At 71.2% G+C, this 22,069-nt stretch carries 28 protein-coding genes and 1 pseudogene; 10 read left to right on the top strand and 19 right to left on the bottom strand.

Features of this window, described 5'->3' with window-relative positions; genetic code table 11:
• Positions 1-77: 77 nt before the first annotated feature.
• The 17 genes from ABZ267_RS18015 to ABZ267_RS17935 all read right to left on the bottom strand — a co-directional run bounded on the left by ABZ267_RS18015 (position 78) and on the right by ABZ267_RS17935 (position 8,134).
• Positions 78-569, bottom strand: coding sequence for a single-stranded DNA-binding protein (locus ABZ267_RS18015; RefSeq protein ID WP_356746493.1), 492 nt, complete (start codon positions 567-569; stop codon positions 78-80).
• A complete protein-coding gene (locus ABZ267_RS18010; RefSeq protein WP_356364288.1) occupies positions 569-1,048 on the bottom strand; it encodes an HNH endonuclease signature motif containing protein in 480 nt (159 codons plus the stop codon). The genes ABZ267_RS18015 and ABZ267_RS18010 overlap by 1 nt, the downstream gene beginning before the upstream one ends.
• Before the next feature lie 128 nt (positions 1,049-1,176).
• Positions 1,177-1,338 (bottom strand): hypothetical protein, encoded by a 162-nt coding sequence (locus tag ABZ267_RS18005; protein WP_356746492.1) that lies wholly within the window; start codon positions 1,336-1,338, stop codon positions 1,177-1,179.
• On the bottom strand, positions 1,335-1,478 hold the full coding sequence (locus ABZ267_RS18000; protein WP_356746491.1) for a hypothetical protein: 144 nt from the start codon (positions 1,476-1,478) through the stop codon (positions 1,335-1,337). Before ABZ267_RS18000 ends, ABZ267_RS18005 begins: the two co-directional genes overlap by 4 nt.
• Positions 1,475-1,867 (bottom strand): hypothetical protein, encoded by a 393-nt coding sequence (locus ABZ267_RS17995; protein WP_356746490.1) that lies wholly within the window; start codon positions 1,865-1,867, stop codon positions 1,475-1,477. Before ABZ267_RS17995 ends, ABZ267_RS18000 begins: the two co-directional genes overlap by 4 nt.
• Positions 1,864-2,553 carry a hypothetical protein gene (locus ABZ267_RS17990; RefSeq protein ID WP_356746489.1) on the bottom strand — a complete coding sequence of 230 codons (690 nt, stop codon included), beginning with the start codon at positions 2,551-2,553 and terminating at the stop codon, positions 1,864-1,866. The genes ABZ267_RS17995 and ABZ267_RS17990 overlap by 4 nt, the downstream gene beginning before the upstream one ends.
• The gene (locus tag ABZ267_RS17985) at positions 2,550-3,491 is read right to left on the bottom strand and encodes a mucin-2 (RefSeq protein WP_356746488.1); all 942 of its coding nucleotides are present in this window, start codon (positions 3,489-3,491) and stop codon (positions 2,550-2,552) included. The genes ABZ267_RS17990 and ABZ267_RS17985 overlap by 4 nt, the downstream gene beginning before the upstream one ends.
• Before the next feature lie 84 nt (positions 3,492-3,575).
• On the bottom strand, positions 3,576-3,896 hold the full coding sequence (locus ABZ267_RS17980; protein ID WP_356746487.1) for a DUF6248 family natural product biosynthesis protein: 321 nt from the start codon (positions 3,894-3,896) through the stop codon (positions 3,576-3,578).
• Positions 3,893-4,495, bottom strand: coding sequence for a hypothetical protein (locus ABZ267_RS17975; protein ID WP_356746486.1), 603 nt, complete (start codon positions 4,493-4,495; stop codon positions 3,893-3,895). The genes ABZ267_RS17980 and ABZ267_RS17975 overlap by 4 nt, the downstream gene beginning before the upstream one ends.
• On the bottom strand, positions 4,492-4,722 hold the full coding sequence (locus ABZ267_RS17970; RefSeq protein ID WP_356746485.1) for an aromatic ring-opening dioxygenase LigA: 231 nt from the start codon (positions 4,720-4,722) through the stop codon (positions 4,492-4,494). Before ABZ267_RS17970 ends, ABZ267_RS17975 begins: the two co-directional genes overlap by 4 nt.
• Complete coding sequence (locus ABZ267_RS17965; RefSeq protein ID WP_356746484.1) at positions 4,719-5,093, bottom strand: hypothetical protein; 375 nt, start codon at positions 5,091-5,093, stop codon at positions 4,719-4,721. The genes ABZ267_RS17970 and ABZ267_RS17965 overlap by 4 nt, the downstream gene beginning before the upstream one ends.
• 52 nt (positions 5,094-5,145) lie before the next feature.
• A complete protein-coding gene (locus tag ABZ267_RS17960) occupies positions 5,146-5,772 on the bottom strand; it encodes a hypothetical protein (RefSeq protein WP_356746483.1) in 627 nt (208 codons plus the stop codon).
• Positions 5,769-6,917 carry an ERF family protein gene (locus ABZ267_RS17955; RefSeq protein ID WP_356746482.1) on the bottom strand — a complete coding sequence of 383 codons (1,149 nt, stop codon included), beginning with the start codon at positions 6,915-6,917 and terminating at the stop codon, positions 5,769-5,771. The genes ABZ267_RS17960 and ABZ267_RS17955 overlap by 4 nt, the downstream gene beginning before the upstream one ends.
• Positions 6,914-7,291 (bottom strand): hypothetical protein, encoded by a 378-nt coding sequence (locus ABZ267_RS17950; protein WP_356746481.1) that lies wholly within the window; start codon positions 7,289-7,291, stop codon positions 6,914-6,916. Before ABZ267_RS17950 ends, ABZ267_RS17955 begins: the two co-directional genes overlap by 4 nt.
• Positions 7,288-7,668 carry a hypothetical protein gene (locus tag ABZ267_RS17945; RefSeq protein ID WP_356746480.1) on the bottom strand — a complete coding sequence of 127 codons (381 nt, stop codon included), beginning with the start codon at positions 7,666-7,668 and terminating at the stop codon, positions 7,288-7,290. The genes ABZ267_RS17950 and ABZ267_RS17945 overlap by 4 nt, the downstream gene beginning before the upstream one ends.
• 68 nt (positions 7,669-7,736) lie before the next feature.
• Positions 7,737-7,928: a hypothetical protein gene (locus ABZ267_RS17940; protein WP_356746479.1), complete on the bottom strand. Its 192-nt coding sequence runs from the start codon at positions 7,926-7,928 to the stop codon at positions 7,737-7,739.
• The gene (locus ABZ267_RS17935) at positions 7,925-8,134 is read right to left on the bottom strand and encodes a helix-turn-helix transcriptional regulator (protein ID WP_356746478.1); all 210 of its coding nucleotides are present in this window, start codon (positions 8,132-8,134) and stop codon (positions 7,925-7,927) included. Before ABZ267_RS17935 ends, ABZ267_RS17940 begins: the two co-directional genes overlap by 4 nt.
• 282 nt (positions 8,135-8,416) lie before the next feature.
• Here ABZ267_RS17935 and ABZ267_RS17930 point away from each other — a divergent pair, with 282 nt between their 5' ends.
• Genes ABZ267_RS17930 through ABZ267_RS17915 form a run of 4 tightly spaced genes read left to right on the top strand, consistent with a single transcriptional unit; the run spans position 8,417 to position 11,522 of the window.
• The gene (locus ABZ267_RS17930; protein WP_356746477.1) at positions 8,417-8,818 is read left to right on the top strand and encodes a helix-turn-helix transcriptional regulator; all 402 of its coding nucleotides are present in this window, start codon (positions 8,417-8,419) and stop codon (positions 8,816-8,818) included.
• Positions 8,819-8,841: 23 nt separating this feature from the next.
• Positions 8,842-9,045 (top strand): hypothetical protein, encoded by a 204-nt coding sequence (locus tag ABZ267_RS17925; protein WP_356363692.1) that lies wholly within the window; start codon positions 8,842-8,844, stop codon positions 9,043-9,045.
• Positions 9,042-10,667 (top strand): recombinase family protein, encoded by a 1,626-nt coding sequence (locus ABZ267_RS17920; RefSeq protein WP_356746476.1) that lies wholly within the window; start codon positions 9,042-9,044, stop codon positions 10,665-10,667. Before ABZ267_RS17925 ends, ABZ267_RS17920 begins: the two co-directional genes overlap by 4 nt.
• 39 nt (positions 10,668-10,706) lie before the next feature.
• Positions 10,707-11,522 (top strand): exodeoxyribonuclease III, encoded by an 816-nt coding sequence (locus ABZ267_RS17915; RefSeq protein ID WP_356746475.1) that lies wholly within the window; start codon positions 10,707-10,709, stop codon positions 11,520-11,522.
• Between the two features lie 6 nt (positions 11,523-11,528).
• Here ABZ267_RS17915 and ABZ267_RS17910 read toward each other — a convergent pair whose 3' ends face one another.
• Positions 11,529-12,173 carry a MerR family transcriptional regulator gene (locus ABZ267_RS17910; protein WP_356746732.1) on the bottom strand — a complete coding sequence of 215 codons (645 nt, stop codon included), beginning with the start codon at positions 12,171-12,173 and terminating at the stop codon, positions 11,529-11,531.
• A gap of 168 nt (positions 12,174-12,341) precedes the next feature.
• Between ABZ267_RS17910 and ABZ267_RS17905 the strand changes: the two genes are divergently transcribed.
• The 5 genes and pseudogenes from ABZ267_RS17905 (at position 12,342) to ABZ267_RS17885 (ending at position 17,857) form a co-directional block, all read left to right on the top strand.
• The gene (locus tag ABZ267_RS17905) at positions 12,342-13,931 is read left to right on the top strand and encodes an NAD(P)/FAD-dependent oxidoreductase (protein ID WP_356746474.1); all 1,590 of its coding nucleotides are present in this window, start codon (positions 12,342-12,344) and stop codon (positions 13,929-13,931) included.
• Between the two features lie 37 nt (positions 13,932-13,968).
• Positions 13,969-14,916, top strand: coding sequence for an alpha/beta fold hydrolase (locus ABZ267_RS17900; protein ID WP_356746473.1), 948 nt, complete (start codon positions 13,969-13,971; stop codon positions 14,914-14,916).
• On the top strand, positions 14,913-15,806 hold the full coding sequence (locus tag ABZ267_RS17895) for an SDR family oxidoreductase (RefSeq protein ID WP_356746472.1): 894 nt from the start codon (positions 14,913-14,915) through the stop codon (positions 15,804-15,806). Before ABZ267_RS17900 ends, ABZ267_RS17895 begins: the two co-directional genes overlap by 4 nt.
• Positions 15,807-15,930: 124 nt before the next feature.
• The gene (locus ABZ267_RS17890; protein WP_356746471.1) at positions 15,931-16,143 is read left to right on the top strand and encodes a hypothetical protein; all 213 of its coding nucleotides are present in this window, start codon (positions 15,931-15,933) and stop codon (positions 16,141-16,143) included.
• Positions 16,144-16,379: 236 nt separating this feature from the next.
• Positions 16,380-17,857, top strand: a pseudogene (locus ABZ267_RS17885) (glycosyltransferase family 39 protein).
• A 76-nt stretch (positions 17,858-17,933) separates the two neighbouring features.
• On the opposite strand, the gene ABZ267_RS17880 reads toward ABZ267_RS17885, so the two are convergent.
• Complete coding sequence (locus ABZ267_RS17880; protein ID WP_356746470.1) at positions 17,934-21,320, bottom strand: S41 family peptidase; 3,387 nt, start codon at positions 21,318-21,320, stop codon at positions 17,934-17,936.
• A gap of 171 nt (positions 21,321-21,491) precedes the next feature.
• Here ABZ267_RS17880 and ABZ267_RS17875 point away from each other — a divergent pair, with 171 nt between their 5' ends.
• Positions 21,492-22,064 (top strand): TetR/AcrR family transcriptional regulator, encoded by a 573-nt coding sequence (locus tag ABZ267_RS17875; protein ID WP_356746469.1) that lies wholly within the window; start codon positions 21,492-21,494, stop codon positions 22,062-22,064.
• Positions 22,065-22,069 lie beyond the last annotated feature (5 nt).

Genomic DNA, 22,069 nt, shown 5'->3' with positions numbered 1-22,069 from the left:
TCAGGGTGTGGAGTGAGGGGCGTGGGTTGCTCACGCGCGCGGCGAGCGGTGCGACCGGTCGCCGCGCGGGGGACGGGTCAGAACGGGGGCTGTTGCTGTCCCCATCCGTTCTGCTGCTGGCCGGTGGTCCACTGGTCGCGGGCGGGCTGCTGTGCGCCGTATCCGCCGCTGCTGGGCTGCTGCTGGGGCTGGCGGCCCTGGTTGCCGTTGGTCTTCGTGACGGCGGCGGTGGCGCTCTTGAGCGAGGGGCCTACTTCCTCGGCCTCGACCTCGTACACGGTGCGCTTGACGCCTTCGCGGTCCTCGTACGAGCGCTGTTTCAGGGCTCCTTGGACGATGACGCGCATGCCGCGCTGGAGTGATCCGGCGACGTTCTCGGCGAGGGAGCGCCAGGCGGTGACGGTGAGGAACAGGGACTCGCCGTCTTTCCACTCGTTCGTCTGGCGGTCGAACGTGCGGGGCGTGGACGCGATGCGGAACTTCGCGACCGGGTGGCCGGCCGGGGTGAACTTCAGCTCGGGGTCGTCGACAAGGTTGCCGACGATGGTGATCACGGTTTCGCCTGCCATCAGGCTGCGGTCCTTTCGGGGGTGGTGGTGCGTGCGATACGGGCGGCGCGGGCGGCGGAGTTCTTGCAGCGCCTGCACTTCCGGGTCCCGTTGCGGGCTCGGATCGTGTTCTCGGCGTCGAACTCGTGGCCCCGGTGGCATGCGGTCTGTGCGGCGCGCAACGCAACGTGGTTTGTGGAAGCGAGGAGGTTCACGCGGTGTGTGACGGCGCGAAGGTGGCTCGGGCGGACGCAGGCGCGGTTGCGGCACCGGTGGTCGACGTCGAGTTCGGCCGGCAGGAGGAGACCGGCGAGCCGGTACGCGTAGCGGTGGGCCTTGACGGTGCGGGTGTGCCAGAAGGTGCCGTAGCCCTTCTCGTTCGTGGCGCCGGTCCATTCGTGGCAGCGGCCGGTGACTCCGCGTACGAGCGGGAGGGGGCCGTCGAACGCGACGCGGGACCAGTAGCGCCATGCGGCGGTCGGGCGGGGCCTGGCTGCCATGGGCGGGTCCTTCCGGTCTGAGCGACGGCTCACAGTTCGATACGGAGACGTACGTACGTTTCCGGAGAGAAACGTAGCACGGAGGGGAGTGCGCGGTAGCCCGCCGTAACACCCCCTCCACTGAGTGGCTACGCGGCCCGTAGAGCGGCTGCGATCACGTCGGGAGCGGCGATGGTCCACCCTGCCTCTCGCAGCTCCCGTACGGCCCTACGGCCCTGCTCCTCGGGGCTGTTGGTCGGGTGGTCCCGGATGGTGGCGGCGATGATCGCGGCCACGGCGTCGGGGATCACCGCTGGCTGCCGGTGACGTGGCGGGCGGTGGTCCGGCCGGCCGAATCGCGAGCCACCGGAGGGCGGCGCATCAGGGCGGCGATCCGGTCGCGGGCGGCGGCCTCCGCCTCATCGCGGGCGGCACGCTCGGCGGGCGTCATGCGGGCTGCTTCTGAGGGTGGTCGGTGATGACGACGCCGAACAGGTCCATCTGTTCTGCGCGGGCCGGTGCTTCGGTGGGCTTGGGAGCGGGCTGGTGGCAGCGGCAGTTGCACCAGACGCGGCACTCACGGTCAGCGAGGTAGACCGTGGCGTCGCCACGGTCCAGGCCGGAGGAGCCCCGGCAGGGGAAAGGGCCGTAGCCGAGGCCGATGACGGTCTCTTCCTCGGTGCCGCCCCACGCGATCCACTGTGTGTGGCCGCATTCGCTGTGTCGGTCGTGCTCGCAGGCGTTCGAGACGATCTGGCAGGGGCACCGGGCGGGCTGCGGCGGGATCTCGCGGGGTGCGAGGACGTACCGGCAGACCCATGCGGCGTGTTCGGGCGTCATACGGGCTGCTCCTCAAGGGTGGTGGTGCTGGCGGCTCGGGCTTCGGCCTCGGCGACGATCGCGGCCACACGGCGGTTACCGCCCACGGACCCGCGCCACATGCGCTGACCGGGCAACCGGTGCATCGCGGCGAGCAGGTCCGGGTGGGCGCTGACGAGTGCCAGGCGGCGGGCGTTCTCCTCGCGGCCGGCCCGATGCCCGGCCTTCATCCGGCGCACCAACTCTTCACGCTGGCGCACCTGCTCCGGGGTCTCCGGCGCGAGGGTGGTCGGGCCGATCGCACGGAACGTCACTGCGGGCTGCTCACCGGAGAGAACCGCGCGCATCGACCCACGGACGGCGGCGAAATACTCGCGGCCAGGAGCGGCGTCCGGGTCGATCTCCGGGTGCAACCGCGGCTCAAACGTGCCCGCGTGGCGGCGGATCACGTCGGCCCGAAACGCGTACCACGGGCGGGATACGTCGGACGGCTTGATCGGGTACGGGCTGGTTGCGACGTGGCGGCGTACGACGTGCGAGGCGTCCCAGTCGTGGCCCTCCGGGTGCGGGGCCCGAGGCTCGACCTCCAGCAGCACATCCGCCCACGCGTCCAGCCGTTCGAGGGCGGCCTCCTGCGTCGCCGGGGCGCGGCTCGGGTCGAGCTTGTCGACGTAGGCCAGCAGGGCGGCGACATGAGCACGCTTCACTGGGCTTCCTCCTTCGGGTCGTGCTGGATCGCGTCGGCCATCCACGCGGCGGCCTGGGCGGCGCGGCCGAGCGGGCGCGGAGCATCCGGGTGCAGCGGGATCACGGCGGCACCAGCACCGGCAGCGGGGCGGCGAAGGTCCGAAAGCGCGAACTGAAGCGTTCCGCCCGTGACCGGCTTCGAGGTCTGGCCGAGCCGATCGAGCGCGGCGGCCAGCAGCTCCGGGGCCAGGCCGTTGCCGAGGGCGTCCTCGACCGCACGGTGAACCGTCTTCCGGGACTGCGCCGTACCCCGGCCGTACGTTGCCCACCAGTCGTCGACCAGCGCGGTAGCTGCGCCCTTCCCCCCTTGGGGGTTAGGGGGTGTACCTCCGAAGGAGGTACTACGGGACGGGTCGGGTCGGGGGGACCGTGACGGGTCCAAACCGTCACGCTGTGACGACCCCTCCTGACCTGCGAAGAGATTCGGAAACTCGATGTTTTCCGAACCGTTTTCGTTTTTTTCGGCCGACCTTTCACCCGCGAAAGAGTCGCGATTCGACGACGAATCCACGTGATTACGCGTCTGGTTCTGTCGTTCTGCGGCGCGGTCGCGGGCCCGCTTCTGGCGGTCGGCGGCTCGGTCTCGGCCCTGCTCGACGCTCGCCTTAGTGGGGTTGTAGATCAGGAAGTCGTGCATGTAGTAGTCGCCGGGGGCGGGCTGCTGGCACTTCGGGTGCGGGCAGGTGTGGCCGTGCTCGTGCCAGAGGCCGGCTGAGATGAGTCGGCGCACCTGCGGGACGGTGCCGTACAGCTGGGCGACGACACCGGGCACCGTGCCCTCTGTGAGGTGCTGGGCGGCGTACGCGCCGCATCGCGTCCACAGGCCGAAGGCGGGGTTCCCGGCCTTGAGCACTTTGGGGTGCCCGTATGCCGTGTCGTCGACTTTGAACCACGTCACTGGGGTTGTGCTCCTTGCTCAAGGGGGTGGGCGCCGGGGGCGAGGGGCGCAGCGGCTCGGCCTCGCCCCCGGGCCGTCAGGGGGCTAGATGTCGAACAGGAGGCCGCGCTCGGCGGGGCCTTCGGGGCGGTGGCACTGGCAGGGGCAGCGCCACCGGCACGGCTGGCCAGCACGGTGGACCTCGGCGAGGACATTCCCCGCCTGGTCGGTGAGGTAGGTGTCCGGGTCTCGCCGCTCGTACCACTCGGGGTGTGTGCGGTGGCCGCACTGGTCGTGTCTGTCGGCATCGCAGTGCCCTGATGGCCCGTACTGGCAGGCGCAGAGCGTGAGTGTCGGGCCGAAGCTGGCAAGCACGCCGCGAGTCAGGGCATATGTCCGCACCCAAGCGGCCTGGTCCGGCGTCATGACTGCGGGACAGGGAGAGAGCATCCGCAGGCGCAGGCGAGGCCCTCGGCGGCGCGGACGGGGTGACGCCACTGGTGGAACGCACACGGGCCGAACAAGCGGTCGCCGGGCGGGTGCTGGACGATCGCGGCGCGGGAGGCGTACGGCCCGCCCATGGCCCGGATGGGGTGCGTATCGCAGCAGGCTAGGCATCGGCCCACCGTGCCGCCCGACAGCAGCTCGTACAGGTCCGTACGGGACCCGGGGCACCACCGGGGCAGGGTAAGGGTGCGCGGCCCGAAGAGCAGCCGTCGGCCGGCCGGACCGTCCGACTCCTGTCCGGCGCCGACGGCCCGCCCGTCGCATGTGGCGCATACCGGCAGGTCGTCGGGGATGGCCTCGGCGGTCTGCATCGCGGCGGCCCGGCTGAGTCCGCCGACCTGCTGCCCGCACCACACGGTGTAGATCGTGCGGGCGTCGGCCATGCGAACGCCGGAGCGGGGTCGGTGCCACCGGGACATGCCGCCCGTCCGCACAAACCGCGGGCCCTCCGTCAGGGGCGTGTCGTTGATGCGGGCGGCCAGGCCGTAGGAGGTTGGCGGCAGCAGAGTCACGGTCACGTCGCGCTCCTCGGCTGGTAGTAGGGGCGGGTGTTGGCGGGCTGGTGGTCGTCACACCGGGGGCCGCAGACGTACGGACGGGTCGGGAGCGCCCCGCACGGCGGGTTGCCGTCCTCGCACGGGCGCGGAGGGCGCTCGACCTCGACGGCGAGCTGTCCGGGGACGGTGGCGGGCGGCGGGGCGTCAAGGTGGCGGCGGGCCCGGTCAAGGCGGGCGGCGGCCGTCATCCGAGGGCCGTCGTTCGGGCCTCGGCGTCGGCCAGCTCTCCGGCCGCGGCGACATCGGCGCGGATGCTGATTCCCGCCTGGTCGAGCTCGTGCATGATGTCGTCGGGGCCGTAGTAGTCGCCCTCCTCCATGTCGGCGAGGACGCGGGCGAGCGTGGCGCGGGTGGTGCCGAGCTGCTGCTCGACCTCCAGCAGGCGGGCGACGATGGCGACGGTGAAGTGGGCGACCAGCCCGGCGGCAACAGAGTCGCGGGCGGTGTCCCGGGCGGCGGCCAGGGCCTCGCCGACTAGCTCGGGGGCGGCCGGGTTGTATCCGGCGGTCTCGGCGCCGATCTCGGCCCGCTGGTCGTGGGTCATGAGGGTGATGCGCATGGTGGTCCTTCCGGGGCCCGCCCGGTCGAGGCGGGCGGGCCCTGCGGCGTGGCTACGCGGTGGCCGGCTGATCGTCGGCCGGGGCGGCGGGGAGGGCGGGCGGCGTGTCCGTGCTGATCAGCCCGGCAGTAATCGCCTGGGCTGCCAGCTCGCGGCCGTCGAGCGGCTGCGACTTCGTTGAGCGGGTGAACAACCACCGGAAGTAGGCCCGGCGCGTCGGCCGGATCGCAACGCCCGGCACGGTGTGCACAACCCCCGTCGTCGGGTCGGCGTACTCGGGGCCATTGGCGGCGCTCACCGACGCCAACACGCGGTCCACGAACGCATCGTTGACCACGGTCACGGTGCTGGCCGGAACGATCTTGAAGTTCCAGAACTCCGGGTATGTGTCCCGAACCCACGCCGTGAACGCCTCGCGGTCCGTCACCTGCGCCTCGGCCTCGCCACCGACGCGGGTCACGGTCGCGAACTTCGTCTCGCCGTCCGGGAGCGTCACCTCGGCCTTCGTGCTCTTGGTGGCCTTGTACTGCTGCGCGAGCAGCGCGGAAGCGTCGGCGTCGACATCGGCGAACATGGCCTTGGCACGGTCGAGCTGGGCGGCCATGGCCTGCCGGTGCCGGAGAACGGCGGCGAGGTACGCCGGATCGGGGGCCTGCGGCTTCGGCTCAACGGCGGTCACTGGGCACCCCCGGCGGCCTCGATCTTCGCGCGGAACGTGTTGAGCTGCTGGGCGGTGGCCTGCTCCAGGGGGATGCCGTAGACGGTCTGGAAGTCGGCGTCCAGCGTGGGGAGGTTGGCGCGGGACGCGGCGAGCCGGAGCGCGTTCTCGGCCTCGGCGGCCTCCTCCGCCGGGTCCTTCGCCCGCTCCATGCGCGGGGCCTGCTGGGCGCTGGGTCGGTCCTGCCGTTCCTGCCGCGTGGTCGACGGGCGGCACTGTTCGCAGACCTCCCGGGGTCCACAACCACACCGGGCCCCGGCGGTGCTCTGCTGAGCGGCCTGGCGCTTCCTGGCGTCGATCGCGTCAAGACGGGCCAGGAACTCGGCCGGGGCGCCGTTCTCGGCGGCGGCGGCGCGGATCTTGGCGAACTGGTGTGGGTTGTCGGCGCGCTCGGCCTCGGCGAGGTAGTCGCGGCGCTGCTGCTGGGCCTGGGCCTTCTGCTCCCACGGGCCCGGCTCGGCGCGGTCGCTGCGCCGCGGCTGCTGTCCGCCCTGCTGGCGCTGGTTCCGCTGCTGGTTGTTCTGCTGGCGCTGCTGGCGGCGCTGCTGGGTCTGCTGACGCTCGGCGCGGTGCTCAGCCGGTAGCTGGTCACGGTCGCTGTCGTCCACGGAACGGGCGTCCACGGGGATCATGAACACCTGGAACAACATGTACTTGAGCGCGGCGCTCATGGCCTTGTTGGTGCTCTTGTCGGCCTGGTCCATCGCCTCACCAGGGACGGTAACGGCGATGCAGTCCCCAGCGGGCCCGAAGATGCGGTAGAGCATCTTGATGTTGGTGTGCGTGCCCTTGTCGCCGCGCGGGCGCTGGTGGTGCTCGACCACCTCGGGAGCGATGAAGCACCCGTGAGCACGCATCGGGCCCGCCATCGCCGACATGGCGTCGTCGACACCCCTGAACGAGTAGTTCTGCTGTTTGTTCTCCTGGTTCTTCCCGATGGGCATCACGTCCTTCATGACGCTGTGGATCACCTGGAAGACGCGGGGAAGGTCGGCGGCGGCCCCGGCAGGGGCGTGGCTGTAGACGATGGTCGGCCGGGGCGCCTCGGGCCCGGTCGGGGGCGCGGTCGCGGCGGAGCCTGCCGGGTGAAGGGCGGTAACGGTCATGGACGGCGGGCCTTTCGAGGGTGCAGACGGATGTGCGAGGCGAGACGGGTCAAGCGGGTGCCGAGGGTGATCGCGTCGTCCGGAGTGAGCAGTGGGTCCCGCTGCACCTCCTCCGGCAGCTCGCCGAGCAGGGCCTCGCGGGTGCCGTCCGCCTCGGCGGCGCGCATCGACCGCTCGTACTCCGGCATGTCGAGGGAGCACTCGGCGAAGTCCAGGGCGAGCACGCGCACCGCGTGCCCGGCGAGGAGCTGCCCCACTGCCTCGGGGGCCTCGGTGTAGGCGATGGCGAGGGCGTCGACCAGCGGGGCGAGCAGGGCGTCATGAACGGGCAGGCGGACGCGGTCACCGGCGGCGGTGATGCCGGGGCGGATCACTGGGCGGCCGGGGCGGTGTCGGTGCCGAGGGCGGCCGGGGCGGACGGGGTGGCGTCGACCATGCGGCCGTCGTGCACGTAGTAGTCGCGGGCCGTGTCCCAGCCGCTCGGGAACATGTGGCGGAGGAGTCGGCCGGCGGCGCGGTGGGCGTCGGCGTCGGCGACTGGCTGAGCCAGGTCGTTGAGCAGCATCACGTGCGTGCCGCGCACGCCGGCGGTGGTCACGGGCATGGTGCACACGACCGCGATGCCGGGGGCGATCTGGTCGAGCTGGCGGCGGATCACGGCGGTACGGGTGACGTGGCGGCGGCCGGCCTGCCCGCCACGGATGGCCTGGGCGGCGCGGAGCGAGCGGCGGGTACTGTGCTGGGTGTTCACGAGTCGTGTCTCCTCACGGGTCGTGGTCGGGCCGTCCCGGGCGCAATCCGGGGCGGCCCGAGTCGTTTTCAGGCGGCGTGGCGGACGGGCTGCTGTCGACGACGGCGGGCATACCGGGCCTCGGCAAGGCGCAGCCGGTCCACGGCGGCGGGATCGAGACGGCCTTCGGCGCGGTCGCGGGCAATCCGGTCGAGGGCCCTGTCCAGAACGGCGCGGGCGTTGCGGATGGCCTGTTCGCGGCTGATCGTGGGCGCGGTCATGCGGCGGTCCGGGAAATCAGCTGGCGGGCGGGCACTCCGTATTCGCGCTCGACGGCGGCGGCCGTGGTCACAGACGGCGCGGTGCGCCCGTTCCAGAGTCGCCACGCGGTGGCCCGACTGATGCCGAGGCGGGCGCCCATCTCCTCGTAGTGCTGGTCACCGCAGCTGTGGGCGGCGGCGAGCAGCTTGGTTCGGTCGTACGGCATGGCGGCGCTTTCCTCTCGGCGTCGAAACGTATGTTTCACGAGAGAAACGTAGCACGTGTGTTCCGTGGAACGTGAGCGTCGCCAGAAACCGGACCTCCGGTCTGGTTTACAGTTCCTTCACAAGCGAAGGCGCTTGACGCGTAGAGCGAGGCGAGAGACGATCGCTCAACCGTTCGAGCAAATTTACACAAGCGGGGGGTTTCGTCATGCTTTGTTCGACCAGTTCCAGCCGCACGGCAAGACCGGATGGCGTGCCCGTTTCAAGCGAGATACGTTTCACTCATGAGACGACGGACGCCCCACGATTTCGCCGGCTGGCTGCACGACCAGCTCACGGCCCGCGGCTATTCCCTGACCCCCCGCGGCGGCGGCCAAGCGCGCTTCGCTGAAGCCGCTGGAGTCAGTAAGGCCACCGTCAGCCGCATCCTGCGCGGCGAGCGCGTCACCGACATTGCCGTACTGGAAAGGGTCGGCCAGGCGCTCGGCGTCCGGCTCGGCGTCATCCTCGTAGAGGCCGGCGTCATCGACCCGGACGAACTCGGCGCCGCACAACGGCCCCAAGGCCACATGACAGCCGATGAGGCAGCCGACGAACTCGGCATCATCGACCCCACCGCACGCCAGGTGTTCCGGGGGGTCGTCGACACACTCACACCACCACCCGGTGACCCCACCGCCGGATAGCTCAGTACCGCCACGGAGGGCACATGCACCGCACCATCACCACCCCGGCCGCCATCGTCGTCGTCACCGGGGCCGCCATCGGTGTCAGCCTCCTTACCGTGTACCGGGTCACCCGCACCCCACAGTCCACCCCTCAGCAGCTCACCGACGCACACCGCGCCGGCTACGCCCTCGCACTCACCCACGTATCGCGCGGCCTGCTCACCGCCGCGCCGGAGGAGCCGTGACACCAGCACAAGCACCCGCTACCTTCCAGGGCTCGCACGTCGACACCGACAGCGAGCCCTGGCTCGGTTACATCCGAGTTTCGACCTGGAAAGAGGAGAAGATCAGCCCGGAGTTGCAGCGCGCGGCCATCGAAGCGTGGGCCAAGCGCACCGGGCGTCGCATCGTCGGCTGGATCGAGGATCTCGACCAAACCGGCCGTAACTTCAAACGCAAGATCATGAAGGGCATCGCGGCCGTTGAGAAGCGCGAGGTCAAGGGCATCGCCGTATGGAAGTACAGCCGGTTCGGGCGTACTCGTGACGGAGTGCCAGTCAACCTCAAGCGTCTGGAGGATGCCGGGGGGCAACTCGCTTCGGCCACCGAGGAGGTTGACGCCCGCACCGCCACCGGCCGACTCCAGCGCGGCATCCTGTTCGAGTTCGCAGCGTACGAGTCCGACGTGCGCGGCGAATCGTGGAAGGAAACGCACGACCACCGCCGCTACAAACTGCACCTGCCCGCCACCGGCCGGCCGCGGTGGGGGTACATCTGGACGCCGCGCCGGGTCCCGGACGCCACCGCGCCGACCGGGTGGAAGCTCCAAGAGGAGACGTACAAGGCGCACCCGGAGACCGGGCCCGCTGTAGCCGAGTGCTACCGCGAGTACGTCACAGGTACAAGCTTTTATGAACTGGTGACCCGCGTCAATTCTGCTGGTTACCGCACCGTGCGCGGAGGGATGTGGACCGTGCAGACGCTCATCCGGTACATGGATACGGGATTCGCTGCTGGGCTACTGCGCGTCCACGATCCAGCCTGTCAGTGCCCACCGGAGGGACGCAGCAACTGTCGAACCACCCTGTTCATACCCGGGGCCCAAGAAGAGCTGATCAGCGCGGAGCTATGGCAGAGCTACCGCGAGCGGCGCGAGGAGGTCAAGGCCACCCCGCCGCGAGCGCGGACGCCGGTGTACATGCTCACGAATCTGATCAAGCATGCTGAATGCCGCGGCACGATGCCAGCGCAGAGCGTTCAACGTTTCTCGCGCGGGCAGGTCACGAATGTGCAGGGGCACTCGTATGCGTGCGGCCGTCGCCACAGCACCGGAACGGCTGGCTGTTCGGGGGTGTGGACTACCCGCGAACACGTCGAGAAGCTGGTACGCGACTGGGTCAGTGACGAGGTGGCTGACGATGTGGACACCGAGCCACCGATCCCGGCCCCACGTAAAGCTGTCACCGACGGACGAACTACGGCAGCGCGCGAGCGCGCCCGCCTCGAAGCTGAAGCCACGAAACTGGCACGCGCGCTGACCAATCTACGCGCCGACAGGGCAATGAATCCCGACGACTACGGGCCCGGTGAGTACGAGTCTGCGCGGGACCGCATCCGGGAGCAGCAGACGGTGAACACAGCCGCCATGGAGCGCGCCGCAGTCGTTGAGTCCACACCGCACCGCGCCGATTATGAGCCCTTGCTCGTGACCCTCCTCGACGCGTGGACCGATATGGATCACGCGGAGAGGAACGCCCTGCTGAAGCAGGTGGTGCGTCGGGTGGCGGTGTCACGCGGGAACGGAGGGGCCGTCATTGAGGTTCACCCGGTGTGGGAACCTGACCCATGGGCAGCGGTCGACGTGTAGCTGTGGTCTGCAATATGCCCAGTTCAGAAGGGCCATGTTTTGTACACCGTGTCATCTGTGAATGTTAATGGGCTCCGGGCCGCCGCGAAAAAGGGCTTCGTGGAGTGGCTGGCCGGCACCGACGCCGATGTGGTCTGCCTCCAGGAGGTCCGTGCCGAGCCCGGCCAGCTGGCCGCGGAGGTCCGTGACCCCGAGGGCTGGCACACCGTGCACGCGCCGGCCGCCGCCAAGGGCCGCGCCGGGGTCTCGCTGTACTCCCGGCAGGCGCCGGAGCGGGTCCAGACCGGCTTCGGCGGGTTCGGCGTCGCCGGGGCCGAGGAGTTCGACGCGAGCGGCCGGTACGTCGAGATCGACCTGCCCGGTGTGACCGTCGCGAGCCTCTACCTGCCCTCCGGTGAGGTCGGCACCGAGCGGCAGGAGGAGAAGGAGCGCTTCATGGCGGCCTTCCTGCCGTACCTCCAGGGTCTGAAGGCGCGGGCGGCGGCGGACGGGCGCGAGGTCGTGGTCTGCGGTGACTGGAACATCGCGCACCAGGAGGCCGACCTGAAGAACTGGAAGGCCAACCAGAAGAACTCCGGCTTCCTCCCCGAGGAGCGGTCCTGGCTGACCCGGGTCCTCGACGAGGCCGCGTACGTCGACGTCGTACGGCAGCTGCACCCGGATGTGGCGGGGCCGTACAGCTGGTGGTCCTACCGTGGGCGGGCCTTCGACAACGACGCGGGCTGGCGCATCGACTACCAGATCGCCACGCCGGGACTGGCCGCGCGTGCGGTCAAGGCGTGGGTCGAGCGGGCCGCCACGCACGGCGAGCGGTGGAGCGACCACGCGCCGGTGACGGTGGTGTACGAGCGGTAGTTCCGCTCAGCCGGCTTTCGGAGGCTGTGTGCCGTCCTCGCGGCGCAACCTCCGGTCCAGCGCCATGGACAGCTCCGCGTCCACCACCGCGCGCGCCAGTGGCCGGAGTTGGGCCGGTTCGGTGTCGGTGGCGTGGGCATGCAGTACGCGTACGAAGATTTCGGCGAGGGCGTCCGCGTGCTCGCGGACGCGTCGGCCCGAGGAGAGCACCGTGGCGAGCGGCACCCCTTCCCGTACGAGCTCGGCGGACACCTCAAGCAGACGCCGGCTGATGTGGACGATCTCGTCGCCGTCGGTGGCGAGATAGCCGAGGTCCAGCGCGGTGGCCAGGTTCTCCGGAGTGACCTCGCCCTCGAAGTAGTCGGCGAGCTGTTCCGGAGTGAGGCGGACCGGGGTCTCCTCGGTCGGCTCGCCGAGCCCGAGCACCTCGGCGACATCGCGCCCGCTCTCGAAGGTGGCGGCCAGATCCGCGATGCCGTTGAGCGTGTGGCCGCGCTCCAGCAGGCCCGCGATCGTGCGCAGCCGGGCCAGGTGGTGGTCGTCGTACCAGGCGATCCGGCCCTCGCGGCGCGGTGGCGGGATCAGGCCGCGCTCCCGGTAGAAGCGCAGGGTCCGCACGGTGATGCCGGCCTCCTTGGCCAGCTCCTCCATGCGGTATTCGCGGTGCTCGCGTCCTTCAGCCACAGGGGCACCCTATGTTGTACCGCCAGTAACTTTCCTCGGTCCGACCCCTACCCATCAGTACGACCCTGCTCTACTCTCCGAACCATGCCAGTGATTGCTGGCGTAATCGCGTGACGTACCGCGGGAGGCGGCAGCATGGCCCAGCAGGAGCACGTACGTGTGGCGGTGATCGGTACCGGATTCGGGGGCCTGGGGGCCGCCGTCCGGCTGCGCCGCGAAGGCATCACCGATTTCGTCGTCCTGGAGCGGGCCGACTCCGTGGGCGGCACCTGGCGCGACAACAGCTATCCCGGCTGCGCCTGCGACGTACCGTCCCACCTCTACTCCTTCTCCTTCGCGCCCAACCCCGACTGGCCGCGCACCTTCTCCGGCCAGGAGCACATCCGGGCCTACCTGGAGCGCGTCGCCGACACCTTCGGGCTCCGCCCGCACATCCGGCTGAACCACGAGGTGAAGCTGATGAGCTGGGACAAGGAGAACCTGTACTGGGTGATCGAGTCCGCGAACGGCACGACCCTGCGCGCGGATGTCGTCATCTCCGCCACCGGACCGCTCTCCGACCCGAAGATGCCCGACATACCCGGGCTCGACTCCTTCCCCGGCAAGGTCTTCCACTCCGCGCGCTGGGATCACGACTACGACCTGGCGGGCAAGCGGGTCGCGATGGTCGGAACCGGCGCCTCCGCCATCCAGATCGTCCCGGCGATCCAGCCGAAGACCGCGAAGCTCACGCTCTTCCAGCGCACACCGCCGTGGGTCATGCCGCGCGTGGACCGCACGATCAGCAAGGCGGAGCAGGCACTCCACCGCGCGATACCCGCCACCGGCACCGCGCGTCGCGGACTGCTGTGGGGCATACGGGAGTTGCAGGTCAGCGCCTTCACCAAGCATCCCGACCAGCTGGGCCTGGTGGAGAAGATAGCCAAGTCCAACATGGCGCGGGCCATCAAGGATCCGGCGCTCCGGGCCAAGCTGACGCCCGACTACCGCATCGGCTGCAAGCGGATCCTGCTCTCGAGCGCCTACTATCCGGCCCTCGCCCAGCCCAATGTGGACGTCGTCGCCTCCGGGCTGAGTGAGATACGCGGCTCCACCGTCGTCGCCGCCGACGGCAGCGAGGCCGAGGTCGAGGCGATCATCTTCGGCACCGGCTTCCATGTGACGGACATGCCGATCGCGGAACGGGTCGTCGGCGAGGAGGGCATCACGCTCGCCGAGTCCTGGAAGGACGGGATGAACTCGCTGCGCGGCGCGACCGCCGCCGGGTTCCCGAACTGGATGACGATCATCGGCCCCAACACGGGCCTCGGGAACTCCTCGATGATCCTGATGATCGAGTCCCAGCTGAACTACATGGCCGACTACCTGCGCCAGTTGGACGTGCTCGGCGGCCGCGCGGCGCTCGGCGCCCGCACCACCGCCGTCACCGCGTGGAACCACAAGGTCCAGGAGCGGATGAAGCGCACGGTGTGGAACACCGGCGGCTGCACCAGCTGGTACCTGGACGAGGCCGGCCGCAACACGACCGTCTGGCCGGGCACGACCGGCGAGTTCCGGCGGCAGACACGGTCGGTGGACCTCGCGGAGTACGACGTCATCCGGGCGGCCGTGAAGCCGGTCGGGTCTCCGGGTGCCGGGAGCGGGCTCGTACCGGAGCAGCCGGGTCGCGACGAGCGCGAGACGGTGGCCGCCGGGGACGCGATGACCGAGGAGGCCGCACGATGAGCGCCTTCGGGCACCGCACGCCTGAGGAGGCCGCACGATGAGCCGCCTCCTGCACCGCGACGACCTTCCGCCCGTCCCCGCGAACGAACTCTTCGTCACGTCGGCCGACGGCGCCCGCGTTCACGTCGAGCTGCACGGCCCCGAGGACGCGCCGGCCGTGGTCCTCGCCCACGGCTGGACCTGCAACACCCACTTCTGGGCCGCGCAGATCCGGGACCTCGCCGCCGACCACCGCGTCATCGCCTACGACCAGCGCGGCCACGGCCTCACGCCCGAGCCGGGTCCCGGCGGCTACAGCGTCAACGCGCTCGCCGACGACCTCGAAGCCGTGCTCGCCGCCACCCTCGCGCCCGGCCGGAAAGCGGTGCTGGCCGGGCACTCCATGGGCGGGATGACGCTGATGGCCGCCGCTCGCCGGCCCGGCCTGCGCGAGCACGCCGCGGCCGTCCTGCTCTGCTCGACCGGCAGCGGCCGGCTCACCGCCGAGGCCACCGTGCTGCCGCTGCGGGCGAGCGCGTTCCGGACCCGGATGACGGCTGCGGTGCTGGGCGCGAAGGCGCCGCTCGGGCCGGTCAATCCGGTGTCGAAGCGTCTCCTCAAGTACGTGACCATGGGCGTCGGTTCGGCTCCGGAGCGGGTCGACGTCTGCGCGCGCATCGTGCACGCCTGTCCGCGCCGCGCGAGGGTGGGATGGGGTCACGTCCTCGCCGAGCTGGACGTGACGGCGGACGTACGCGAGCTGCGGGTGCCGACGGCGGTCATCGCCGGTACGGACGACCGGCTGACCCCGCCGGTCCACGCGCGGGCCATCGCGGCGGCGCTGCCGGTCGGCCTCGGACTGACCGAGCTGGCGGGCATGGGCCACATGACGCCGGTGGAGGCCCCGGAGGCGGTCACGGCGAAGCTCAGGGAACTGACCACGCGGTACGTCGCGACCCGGACGGCCTCGTCGGCCGCCACGTCCGAGAAGGAGGATGTCGCATGAGCAGCAGGCGGAGTCTGGAGGGCCAGGTCGTCGTCGTGACCGGCGCGGCCCGGGGCGTGGGCGAGCTGCTGGCCCGGAAACTGTCGGCGCGCGGAGCGACGCTGGCGCTGGTCGGGCTGGAGCCGGACGAGTTGAAGAAGGTCTCCGAGCGGCTGCACGGCGAGAGCGACCACTGGTTCGCCGATGTCACCGACCACGCGGCGATGGCCCAGGTGGCGCGCGAGGTCAAGGAGCGGTTCGGCAAGGTCGACGTGGTCGTCGCCAACGCGGGCGTCGCCTCCGGCGGCCCGTTTGTCGACTCGGACCCGGACGCCTGGCGGCGGGTCATCGAGGTGAACCTGATCGGCGGCGCGGTCACCGGGCGCGCGTTCCTGCCGGTGCTGATGGAGAGCCGCGGCTACTTCCTCCAGATAGCGTCGCTGGCCGCGATCACTCCGGCGCCGATGATGACGGCGTACTGCGCCTCCAAGTCGGGCGTGGAGGCGTTCGCGCACAGCCTGCGCGCGGAGGTCGGCTACAAGGGCGTGAAGGTCGGGGTCGGTTACCTCTCCTGGACCGACACGGACATGGTGCGCGGCGCCGACCAGGACGACGTGATGCGGGAGTTGCGCCGGCGGCTGCCGTGGCCGATGAACCGTACGTACCCGCTCGGCCCGGCCGTCGAGCGGATCGTCGACGGCATCGCGCGGCGCTCGCCGCATGTGTACGCGCAGTGGTGGCTGCGCGGGATGCAGTCGGTCCGGGGCTATCTGCCGTCCGTCATCGCGATCGGCGGACAGCGCGAGATGCGGCGTTTCGAACCGCGGCTCCACACGGTGTCCAAGGGGCTGGTGGGAGCCGGAGGAGCGGCGGACCAGGACGCGCGCGCGGAGCGTGCCGACCGTACGTGAAGGGCCGCGTGTCACCGTCGGTAGCGGTCCGAAATGCGCGGGATGTCGGTGCGTGTAACGCTGAGCACGGCCCCGCCAGGGGCCACCCCACATACACCCCAGGCATCCCACAGGAGTGAACAGCATGGGTATCGCAGACCAGTTCAAGGACAAGGCGCAGGACCTCGCCGACCAGGCCAAGCAGAAGGCCGGCCAGGGCAAGGGCCAGGCTCAGGACCGTGCCTCGCAGGGCCGCGACCGGGACCAGGACCGCGAGCACGGCTCCGACGCGTCGACCGGCCTGCGGGACCGGGCTCAGGACGCCAAGGACCAGGCGCGTGAGCGCTTCGACCGTTGACGGTCGCTGAGGTGTGACGCGTACGCGCTGCGCCGAGCGCGTGCGTGCGCGTCGCGTCAGGAGGCGCATCCGGGTGACCGGATGCGCCTCCTTCTTGTTGCCCGGAGCCGGATGCGGTGTCGATTCTTTGATCGGTTCCGGAACTGCTGTGCGTACGATGCGGGGTCGGTGCGGGGGCCTGAGGGTCTCTGCCACCCTGCCCTGCGCCACAGCCGCTCCGGAAAGCTTCCTTCTTCGTGTCCACAGCTCGAACAGCGAGTCCGTCACCCTCTTCCCGTCTCGTCCGCTCGGTACCGGCGCTCTGGACACTGGCCCTCGGCCTGTGGGGCCTGTCGCGGCAGGACAGCGTGTGGCGGGACGAGGCCGCGACCTGGCAGGTGGCCGGCCGCTCCACCGCCGAGATAACGGACCTGCTCGGCAACGTCGATGTCGTGCACGGGCTCTACTACCTGCTGATGCACGGCCTGTTCGAGCTGTTCGGACCCGGCACCGCCGTCCTGCGGCTGCCGTCGGTGGTCGCCATGGCGGTGGCCGCGTCCTGTGTGGCCGCCCTCGGCCACCGGCTGGCCGGCCCGTGGGCGGGGCTCGGAGGCGGGCTGGCGCTCGGGCTGCTTCCGGCGGTGCAGTTCTACCTTCAGGAGGGGCGGCCGTACGCCTTGGTGGCGGCCGGGGCCGGGATCTCCACGCTGCTCCTGGTCACCCTGCTGGAAGGACGCGGCCGGGCGGTGCACTGGGTGGCGTACGGCGGTACGGTCGCGCTCGGCGGCCTGCTGAACTGGCTCTCGCTCCTGATCCTCCCGGCGCACCTGGCGACCCTGCTCTGGAGCCGGGCGGGCCGCGACACCGGCAGGCGCTGGACGGCCGCCGCCGTGGCCGCGGTGGCCTGCGTGCTGCCGCTCGTCCTGTTCAGCCGGAGCCAGTCCGCGCAGGTGTCCTGGATACCGCCGCTGACCTGGCACATGCTGATCGGCCCGGCGATCCTGCTGGCCATCGGCGGCGCGGGCGCGCTGCTGGAGCGGCCGCGTCCTCGCAAGGGCCGGCTCTCGGCGGCGGCCGTCGGGCTGCCGCTGCTGGCGGTACCGCAGCTCGGCCTCGTCGGACTCTCGCTGATCCAGCCGCTGTTCCTGGACCGGTACGTCCTCTTCAGCCTCCTGGGCCTGGCGCTGCTGATCGGCGTGGCCATCGGCGCGGCGGTCCGGGCGGTGGCCCGTCGCCGCCCGCGCGCCGCGCCGTGGGTCCTGCCCGTGGTGATGGCCGTGGCGGTGGCGGCCCTGTTGCCGCAGTCGCTCGCCAAGCGGTCACCGGCGAGCCGGGTCGACGACGTGCTGGCCGCGGCCGCCGACGTACGACGGATGAGGAGTCCCGGAGACGTGGTGCTGTTCATTCCCGCGGCCCGCCGGGACACCGCACTGGTCTCTCCGGACGCCTTCGCCGGCCTCCAGGACATAGCGCTGGCCGAGAGCCCGGAGGAGTCCGCGACCCTGAAGGGCACGGAGGCGCGGCCGGACCGGATACGGTCGGCGATGCTCGCCCACCATCGCATCCTGCTGGTCACGGACGCCCCCGGCGTGGCCCGCCCGCCACCGCACGGGACAGGATGAAGCGCTCCGTGCTCCGGAACCACTTCCGCGTCACCGCCGACGGCCACGCCCGAGGCCGGCGGGTCACGGTCTACGAACGGCGTACGACGGGCCGGTCCGGGGCGAGCTGGTAGGCGGCCCTGTCGTGGTGCGCCCCGGGCGGCCGCGCCAAGCCTCTCCGGCGATTGCGGAGCCAAACCCGGAAAGGGACTACCGCGGCGGCAACGGCGGCCTCCGCAGATTCGGGGCCATGTCGTACGAAGGTGGCGTCGACGCCGGGTGCGTGGCCAGGAGGTCCAGCGCGACCCGGACCGCGTCGTCCAGGACCGCGTACCGGCCCTCCGCCCAGTCCAGCGGGGTGCGGAGCGCCTTCACGTCCGGTTCCACGCCGTGGTTCTCCACCGACCAGCCGTACGCGTCGAACCAGGCCGCGTTCATCGGCACCGTGATCGACGTGCCGTCGCCGAGGCGGTGGCGGCCGGTCATGCCGACCACGCCGCCCCAGGTCCGCTGGCCGACCACCGGGCCGAGCTTCAGCAGCCGGAACGCGGCGGTGATCATGTCGCCGTCGGAGGAGGTCGCCTCGTCGGCGAGGGCCACCACCGGGCCGCGCGGCGCGTTGGAGGCGTAGCTCACCGCCTGCGCGTTGCGGGTCAGGTCCCAGCCGAGGATCTTGCGGGTGAGCTTCTCCACCACCAGCTCGCTGATGTGGCCGCCGGCGTTGCCGCGTACGTCCACGATCAGCGCGGGACGGGACACCTCCAGCCGGAGGTCCCGGTTGAACTGGGCCCAGCCCGAGCCTCCCAGGTCCGGGATGTGCAGATAGCCGCACTTGCCGCCGCTCAACTCCCGTACGACCTCACGTCGTTTGGCCACCCAGTCCTGGTAGCGGAGCGGTCGCTCGTCGACCAGCGGCAGGATCGCCACCCGGCGCGACGGGCCGCCGCCCGCCGGCGTGAACGTCAGCTCGACCGTGGTGCCGCCGGCCGCCGTCAGCAGCGGGAACGGGCCCGTCACCGGGTCCACCGGGCGGCCGTCCACGTGGGTGAGGACCGCGCCCTCGCGGATGCCCGTACCGGCCAGCGGTGAGCGGGCCTTGGAGTCGGAGGAGTCGCCGGGCAGGATGCGCTGGAGGGTCCAGGCGCCGTCCCGGCAGACCAGGTTGGCGCCGAGCAGGCCGATCGCGCGCTGGTAGTGCGGCGGGCCCTCGTTGCGGCGGGCCGGCGAGACGTAGGCGTGCGAGGTGCCCAGCTCACCGAGCACCTCGCGCAGCAGGTCCGCGAACTCGTCCGGCGAGGCGACCCGTTGGACCAGCGGCCGGTACTGCTCCAGCACTCCGTCCCAGTCGATGCCGCACATGTCCGGCTCCCAGAAGTAGGAGCGGATGATCCGGCCCGCCTCCCCGTACGCCTGCCGCCACTCCGCGCCCGGGTCGACCTCGTGCAGGATGCGGCGCAGGTCCAGATAGACCGTGGAGTCGCCGTCGCCGGGCTCGGTCGCCGGTACGGCGCGCAGCTCGCCGTCGTCCATCACGACCAGGCGCGAGCGGTCGCCGCTGACCGCGAACCAGTCGAGGTGGTCGACCAGTTCGGTCTTCCGGGCCTTCGCGATGTTGAAGTGCTCCAGCGTCGGCCGCCCGGACATGTCGGCCGGGTTGGCGAACGTCTCACCCAACGCGCCCGAGATCGGCCAGCGCAGCCAGACCAGCCCGCCGCCGCTCACCGGCGCCAGCGCCGAGTACTTGGAGGCGGAGACCGGGAACGGCGTCACCCGGCTCTCCAGGCCCTCGAACTCGACCATCACCGTGGACCCCTCGCCCGTACCTCCTGCTTCCGGAACGTCTATCGGGTCCAGACCGCCCGCCGCCGGGCGGCCGTCCGGCGAGAGCGCGAACGGGGACGGGGTCGCGGAGGAGAGCGGGACCAGGTACGGGCGGCAGCCGAGCGGGAAGGAGAGGTCGCCGGTGTGGACGTCGTACACCGGGTCGAAGCCGCGCCAGGACAGGAACGCGAGGTAGCGGCCGTCCTCCGTGAAGACCGGGTTCTCGTCCTCGAAGCGGCCGTTGGTGACGTCCACGATCACCGGCGCGCCGGGGCCGGAGATCCGGGCCAGCTTGATCTGCCGCAGCGAGCGGCCGATGCCCGGGTGCGACCAGGTCAGCCAGTCGCCGTCGGGCGAGAACGCCAGATCGCGGACGGGTCCGTTGACCGAGCGGATCAGCTCGGTGAGGCCGGGATGTTCGTCGACCGGCGCGGTGCTGTCCGGGATCGCCGCGCCCGTCGCCGCGTACAGGTCGGCGCGGGTCGAGCCGCTGGAAGCCCGTTCCGCCGCCGTCTCCTCGCCCGTGCCTTCTCCGGTGTCCAGGAGCAGCAGCCGGCCGTCGTTCGACGCGATGGCGAGGCGCTCGCCGTCCGGGTCGGAGATCATCTCCTGCACCCGGCCCAGCTGTCCCGAGGCGAGCCGGCGCGGCGCCCGGTCGCCGCTGGCGCGCGGCAGGTAGGCGATCTCCACCGCGTCCTCGCCGTCCGCGTCGGTGACGTACGCAACCTGGCCTCCGCTGCCGAGCATCTCCGGCAGCCGCACCCGCACGCCCGGGGTGTCGCTGATGGTGCGGGCGGGGCCGTCGCGGTGCGTGAGCCAGTAGAGGCTGCCGCGTACGGTGACGGCGCTGGCCCGGCCCGTCTCGTCGACCGAGAGCGAGTCGACGTTGCTGGCGGCGGGCACCTGGTAGCGGCGCCGGCCGGTGCGCGGGCCGCCGAGCCGTACCTCCAGCTTGCGCGGCGCGGCGTCCGGCGACTCCAGGTCCTCGACCAGCCAGAGGTCGCCGGCGCACTGGTAGGCGACGCGGTGGCCGTCGCTGGAGGCGTTGCGGGCGTAGAAGGCGTCGTGGTCGGTGTGGCGGCGCAGGTCCGTGCCGTCGGTCCGGCAGGAGTAGAGGTTGCCGACGCCTTCGTGGTCGGAGAGGAACGCGATGCGCCGGCCGACGAACATCGGGTTGGCGAGGTGGCCGTCCATGTCCGGCAGCAGCCGCTCGCCGTGCAGCCAGAGGCGGCCCATGGCGCCGCCTCGGTAGCGCTTCCAGGCGGCCGGCTCGTGTGGTGGCGTGCCGGTGAGGAGCAGCGTGCGGCGCTCGCCGTCCAGGTCGGCCACGGCGATGTCGGAGACCGGGCCCCACGGGAGCCGGCCGCCGGGGCCGCCGTCGGTCGGGACGTTGTAGGCCCAGGAGAAGTACGAGAACGGCTGGTTGTGCGAGGAGACGGCGAGGATGTGGGCGGAGTCGGCCGGGTCGGGCGTCCAGCCGCAGACCCGGGCGTCGGTCGAGCCCCAGTAGGTGAGCCGCCGGGCCGGGCCGCCGTCGACCGGAGCGAGGTGGATCTCCGGGTCGAGCGTGCGCCAGGTCGTGTAGGCGATGGAGGTGCCGTCGGGCGAGAAGCGCGGATGGCTGACCCGGGTCCGGTCGACGGTCACCCGCCAGGCCCGTCCCGGCCGGTGTCCGGCGGCGGCGAGCGGCGCGACCCAGAGGTCGTCCTCGGCCGCGAAGCAGAGCATGTCCTGGTGGAGATGGGGAAACCGGAGGTACGCCACGTCATCACTCACCCCCCAATGCTTTCCGCGCGAAGGGCCCGGGGCAACTTGTGGTGCAGCCCACAAGCGAAACGATTTCGTTTCGCTGAGAGGGAGGAGTACGGTTCAGGTGTACGAAACAGTTTCGTTCGATGGTGAGCGGAACGCCGGAGCGATGGACTGACGTACGAAGGAGGTCGGCACATGGCACGCACCAGGCTGACCCCCGAGCGTGAGGGCGAACTGTACGAAGCCGTGCTCGACCTCCTCCGCGAGGTCGGTTACGAGGCCCTGACCATGGACGCCATCGCCGCCCGCACCCGGTCGAGCAAGGCCACCCTCTACCGCCAGTGGGGCTCCAAGCCCGAGCTGGTCGCGAGAGCACTCCGGCACAACAAGCCGGGTGATCTCGCGGACATCGACACCGGCTCACTGCGCGGGGACTTCCATGCCGTGCTGAGCCGGACCGACGACTGCCAGATGGAGAAGGACGCCGCGCTGATGCGGGGTCTGAGCCATGCCGTCCACGAGTACCCCGAGCTGCTCCAGGCCCTGCGCGAGCTGTTGATCGAACCGGAGATGACCGGCTTCGACCAGATGCTGCAACGGGCGGTGGACCGGGGTGAGCTGCGCCAGGACAACCCGGCGCTGAAGTACATCCCGCACATGCTGGTCGGCGCGCTGGCCGCCCGGCAGCTGATCGAGGACCGTCCGGTCGACCAGGCGTTCCTCATCGACTACGTGGATTCCGTGGTTCTCCCCGCCCTCGGAGTCTGACGTCC

Origin of the sequence: Streptomyces sp. NPDC006174, from assembly GCF_040614075.1 — a bacterium.
In the GTDB taxonomy this organism is placed as follows: domain Bacteria; phylum Actinomycetota; class Actinomycetes; order Streptomycetales; family Streptomycetaceae; genus Streptomyces.
This window is presented reverse-complemented; position numbering and strand designations above follow the sequence as displayed.